At 33.5% G+C, this 5,683-nt stretch carries 5 protein-coding genes; all 5 read right to left on the bottom strand.

The features are described 5' to 3' along the window. Window positions 1-80 precede the first annotated feature (80 nt). Entirely contained in the window at window positions 81-1,292 is a 1,212-nt protein-coding gene (locus E1171_RS08605; RefSeq protein WP_246164251.1) for a porin, read from the bottom strand. A gap of 191 nt (window positions 1,293-1,483) precedes the next feature. After that, window positions 1,484-2,614, bottom strand: a complete 1,131-nt coding sequence (locus tag E1171_RS08600) for a hypothetical protein (RefSeq protein ID WP_155205600.1) — start codon at window positions 2,612-2,614, stop codon at window positions 1,484-1,486. A gap of 650 nt (window positions 2,615-3,264) precedes the next feature. Next, a complete protein-coding gene (locus E1171_RS08595) occupies window positions 3,265-3,993 on the bottom strand; it encodes a rhomboid family intramembrane serine protease (RefSeq protein ID WP_155205599.1) in 729 nt (242 codons plus the stop codon). A gap of 280 nt (window positions 3,994-4,273) precedes the next feature. Next, window positions 4,274-4,837, bottom strand: coding sequence for a hypothetical protein (locus tag E1171_RS08590; RefSeq protein WP_155205598.1), 564 nt, complete (start codon window positions 4,835-4,837; stop codon window positions 4,274-4,276). A 356-nt stretch (window positions 4,838-5,193) separates the two neighbouring features. Continuing rightward, window positions 5,194-5,683 (bottom strand): gamma carbonic anhydrase family protein (locus E1171_RS08585; protein ID WP_155205597.1); only part of this gene is annotated, 490 nt, incomplete at its 5' end.

The following is a 5,683-nucleotide window of genomic DNA, read 5'->3' as shown; positions in this document are numbered from 1 at the left end:
AAAAAAAGGCTTCAAACTACAAAGCATAATAAACACTGTAGCTTGAAACCCTTAACTTTTTATAAACTAATAAAGGTTATTTAGAACCCAAATTCCATCTGTAACCTAAAACCTAACTTACCATCGGTATTAGCTTCATCAATATACCGTAAATCACTTTGAACTTTTAAAGTATGACCAACAATATATTTAGAGAAACCTAAAGTGTATTCTTGTACATCATTCTGCAGTGTAAATTCCTGTGGATTGACTATTGTGAACCTGGCAGCAATTTCATAATTACTTTTGAACAAGTAACCTGCTTGTAGATTAAAGGCCTGACCTGTATAATAGAATTGCTCTGCCCCACTTAATGTAGCTTCTTCCTCTAGTAAAAGATATTCCAATGCCCTTCTATCTACATATTCCGCCATTGCTGAGAATCCATTATATTTGAACATAGCATCGGCAAAAAATGTCTGCAATCGGGCCCGATAATCCTCCGTAAAATCACCTAATTGTGCTTTAGTTCTTGCAGCCCTACTATTATAATCATAGGTAACTCCTACTGACAATTTTGGTGATTTTTCTCTGGCCAAATCGGATGAAAAATAATCACCCCCACCCATAAATTCTCCAAAAGGAAGAAATTCCAAGCGACCAGTTAAATCATACCCTCCCTTGTTTGTACGATTTGTCACATTTCGACCCTCACCCATAGAAACAGAGAAAATCTGTTTGATCACCATTTTTCCAGAAGTAGATTTATTTAGAAACTGAACTCCAGCATCCCGATCTAAGGAAAAGTTTTTATTTAGCAAACTTCTATCAACAAACTGTAATTTTTGGGATGAAATCACTCGCTCTCTGTTACCTGGCAACTTTGTTTGACCAAATTGGACACTTAAATTTCGGTAAAATTTCCATCGAACATAAGCATCGAGCACCAGATTTGCTGCGTTTTTAAATTCAGGCTCATGTCCACCTGCATTATCTCGGTTTGAAAGTCCCAATTCCAATTTATAAGTAACGGAAGGGTCATAGGCAAAACCATCAAACTTTAAGCGGAATCTTCTAATTAAAAGTTGGTCATTCCAATCCCCGGAAGAAAGATTTAAACTTCCATCATACAAAGATTGAAATCGAGCGCCCATTTTGAGGCTAAAAGTTGAATCCTCTGCATTAAAACGAATTCCCTTTCCATAAGAATAATTTACTTTTTGCGCATTGGCCACTTTACAACTAAGCAACAGCATAGTTACTACACACATAAAATACTTCATACCCAAATAATAAAAGTTCTTCGATACCATGCTTTTTAAACTACATCAATCTGTGAAATAGACAAATAGGATAGATGCTTCCAAATTCCTAAAAAAATTAAACAATCTTAATAAAAATATTCTCTAATGCACGATTTCTATAAAGAAACAAGCTGACCAATCTAAAGAAAGATCAGCTTTCTATAATTAAATCGCCAAAAATATTGAGGATTCTTCCTGCTTTAAAATAAGGAAGCAAAAATTTCAGCTCTAACATCTTCATTAATTGCCAGGGCTAAGATTAATGAAATGATTAAACCAACAGAAGCAATCGCAAAATCCTTAGACATCATTTTAAAACTCTTCACTAAAGATTTTGAGCGTTTCTTTGCTCGTTTCTTAGATAAACTAATGGCAACTTCACGTCCTGCAAGCAAGCCTAGAAAAACCCAAGTAGTACTCATTGGAATTTTATTCAAGGTCTTGAAATAGTAAAGCAAACAGGCATAAGTAAAGTCCACCAATGTTGCAGCTCTCACATCTGTAATCCCTGCCTTTTCCGTTACAATTTCCTGAATTCTATCTCCTTTCAAATAGAAAAGTAATCCCAAGCCAAGAAAAATAAACCCAACAAAACATGTTAATTCTATAACATCCAATTGGCGAGGAAGAAAAATTGCAATATTAGAAGAATCTTGTTGTACCCATTGAAACCACAAAAACCCAGAAGTTATCCATTGCACAGGTTTCCACCAGGAAGCGGCTTTTCCTTTTACAAATTTGTTTAACACCTTTCCAACAATAAACCATACAATTATGGCAACTACAAAAGCTAACAGATAACCAACTAAACTTTTATTTAAAACAGATGTTATTCCAGATGATTTAGTAGCGAAAACATTCAGCAATAAAAAAGAGGTAGACACTGGCATCTTAAAACGAGTTAGGATTAACAGAATCAAGGGAGCAGCCAGTTGCAAAAACTGAAAAGAAGTGGGTGCAGTTTCAAATCCTTTTGCAGTTAATCGGCCCGAACTTACATCTCCATCATTCACGATCCAGCTATTGGCAATAGCAGCAATAAAAATCAAGCCTATAAATAACCACAGGATATACCATTTAGTTTTAGAGTTTGAAGCAATAAAGGTCCCTATTGACTGAATACTGTCATTGGCAATAGCAGAATAACCCGCCAACATAAAACCAAACCAAGCTGCTGCCTGAGTGTAAGGGGTAATCATTCCAGCCACAAAAGTAAGAGCTGCAACAATCATAAGGAAATTCTTCTCCTTCTTGGCCAGGTCAAATAATCCATAAGAACTCTTACCGAGTTTTTTAGAATCAATTCTTTCAGTAAATGCCTTTTGTCCCATCTAATTTTCCAATAAAAATTTACAATTAATAAAAAATACTTTATCTAACACGTAACATAAAAAAGAAAGAAGAAGTAAATACTAAAAATTACCCCTACGCACATTTTAAATGCAAACCTATAAATACTTTATTGAACTTCCAGCCCGGTTAATACTAAATCCAATGTTATCTTATTGTTAACAAATAAAAAGACAACCAATTTGTAAAACAAAAAACAATAATTTAAAAGAAAATATAACATTTAATGTCAAAAATAATAATTATAAATAATTATCTTATTAAAAATAAAAATCCATACAAAACAAAGAAATACGAATAAAGTAAGAATAATTTAATTAAAAAATCACATAGATTCCAACCTATTCTAGTTTGTTAATTTTCTCTGGCTACTGATAATAAAACACAAAAAACAAAATTTGGAAAGCCAAGGATAATTATCAGAATCAAAGTTCAAAACATCAAAGAATTTTAGAAAAATCGGATTTCTGTATAAACACATCTAACCTTTCTACCAAGAAAATGACGAAAAACACCTAAAATGGAACTAAAGAAATACTGCATGTTCTTCCAACCTAAAACTCAACCAAAATTTATAGAAATTTCATTGAGGTCAACCCCACTAATATTGGGCATTTAAAATTTGCAGTGATTAACCCTCTTTACTATCCACATTTCCTTTCTTCTTTTTCTTGATTTTACCACCCATTAAAACATATTTATAATCCATACCTTTAACTGAACAGTCTACTGTATTGATTTTCTCTATAATCTCGTCGCTCTCTTTTTCAGGCTTAGGGGATATTTCTAATGGCCCTTCTTTTATATTATCCCTCCGAAAATAAAAGGCTAAAATTAGTCCCGCAAGTGCTCCAAAAAAGTGAGACTCCCACGAAACTTTTCCTCCAGAAGGAAAAAGGCCGTAAAGCATACTACCATATAAAAAAACAATCACAAGAGAAATTGTAATGGAAATAGAATCTTTGCGGAAAAGCCCATTAAAAAGTAAAAAAGAAATTAATCCATAAATTAAACCACTGGCACCAATGTGATAGGCTTCCCTGGCTGACATCCATACCCAAAAACCAGACATGACATAAATCCAAAAAAAAACTTCGAAGGCAATCCGGGGGTAAAAGTAAAAAAGACCACCAATCAACAATAATAAAGGAAAGGTATTGGATAATAAATGTGAAAAATCCCCATGAATTAAAGGTCCGGTAATTATTCCTACCGCCCCATTTAGTGTCCTGGGAAGGTTCCCAAATCGACCTAGATTAGAAGTTGACCAATGCTCAATTCCCTGGACCATCCAAAGTAATGCAATAAAAGTAATTGCAAAGGATAGGCTTCTTAAGAATCGAGAGATGTCTTTTTCCATAAAGTGAGTTGGGGTAATCGAAAGCTATGAAGAAAAACTTCGGGGGTTACCTTTATAACTCAGAAAAGGAAGTCTCTGTTTATAAGAAATTCTGTTAAAGTTAAAGGAGAAAGAAAAGAAAGAGCAAAACTGGGGTGTCATTCAAGAAGTTTTTTTTGGATTAATTTTCTCTAAAAAAATGCATTTACCGAACACCCCATAGCACAATTCTACTACAAAGAATAGAATAAATAAGGCTCCATCCTTTGGTTGTTAAAGGGGAGCACTCCCTTTTTAAAAACTAATCGACGATCTCATCATCCTTATGTTGAAACGAATAAAGAGTTTTGTCAAGTACGATAGAGTCTTCATTAAAATCTTTAATAAAGGTTTCAATGGTTTCTGAATTGATAACATCTACATTAAGTCCGGCATCAATACCAATACCGAAATCAATATGCTCATCAATTTCCAAATGTTCCTGAACTTTTATAGTCTCCTCTTCTTCCAGTTCCATCATTACTTCAGCCATATACAAGCCAATTTCTTCTTCGAGGGGGCCTAATACAGACATATCTCCATTTTCATCCTCCTCATATTTTATTTGTTGATATTCAGGAAATTTTTTAGCCGCCTTATGTTCAGCGGTTTCATATACTTCACTGGTATGTTGAAGTCGCAGAGTGTATAAAGCACAATCATAAACTACCTCTTTTCCCTCAAATTTTCCAATGAAATAAAAGTTCACATATTCATCTGTATTTTCCTCCTCCTCATTTAATAAATAAGGTTGATTTTTGATTTTCATTTTTTCCTTAAATTCCTGTATTACATCAGGATTAAAACCTTTATTCTTTTCAAACATTTTTTTTAAAACTTTAAATAATCAACTACTCAATCACAATTTATCTAAATGCAAATAGATTTCAGTATTAACCTCACACCTTCACTTTACAGGCTTATCAATCTATCCACATTTCACTTTAATTTCAATCAAAAATAACATTTTACAAAGGACTACTGCGAGCCCTCTATTGATCTGAATTTAAAATATTTTAACTACTAAACAAAGATGACAAATTCACAAAAATCGAAAAATTCGATCTTATTTTATAAAACTTACTATGAAAAACTAAAATTGAATAAAGTAGTTTAGTAGCTCATTTATTTCTGTAAATCAATATTATAGAACCAATCATTTCGCAAAAACCAATCCGTTTTTCAATCTGTTTTATACCATTGAGAATACATCTTATAATTTTTAGCGGTTCGTTCAAAAACAGAAGCTAAATTTTCATCTACATCCTTTACTTTCCTCGCAGGCATTCCCGCATATATACTTCCTGCCTCCACCTCAGTACCAGCAAGGACTACTGCCCCAGCGGCCACTATAGAATTTTTCCTAATTATTGCATTATCCATCACTATTGCTCCCATCCCGATCAATACATTATCTTCAATGGTACAACCATGAACTAATGCATTATGGGCGATGGAAACATTATTTCCAATAATCGTTTTAGTTTTCTCATAGGTACAATGAACAATTGCTCCATCTTGAATATTGGTGTTATTTCCGATAATTATTGAATTTACATCACCACGAATTACTGCATTAAACCAAACACTGCAGTGATCTCCCATTTTGACATCCCCTACTATTGTTGCGTTTTCAGCCAAAAAGCATTCGTTCCCAAACTGTGGATCAAAA

The sequence above is a fragment of the Xanthovirga aplysinae genome (assembly GCF_009711365.1).
In the GTDB taxonomy this organism is placed as follows: domain Bacteria; phylum Bacteroidota; class Bacteroidia; order Cytophagales; family Cyclobacteriaceae; genus Xanthovirga; species Xanthovirga aplysinae.
The sequence above is the reverse complement of the archived record's forward strand: the minus strand, read 5'-3'. Positions and strand labels throughout refer to the sequence as shown.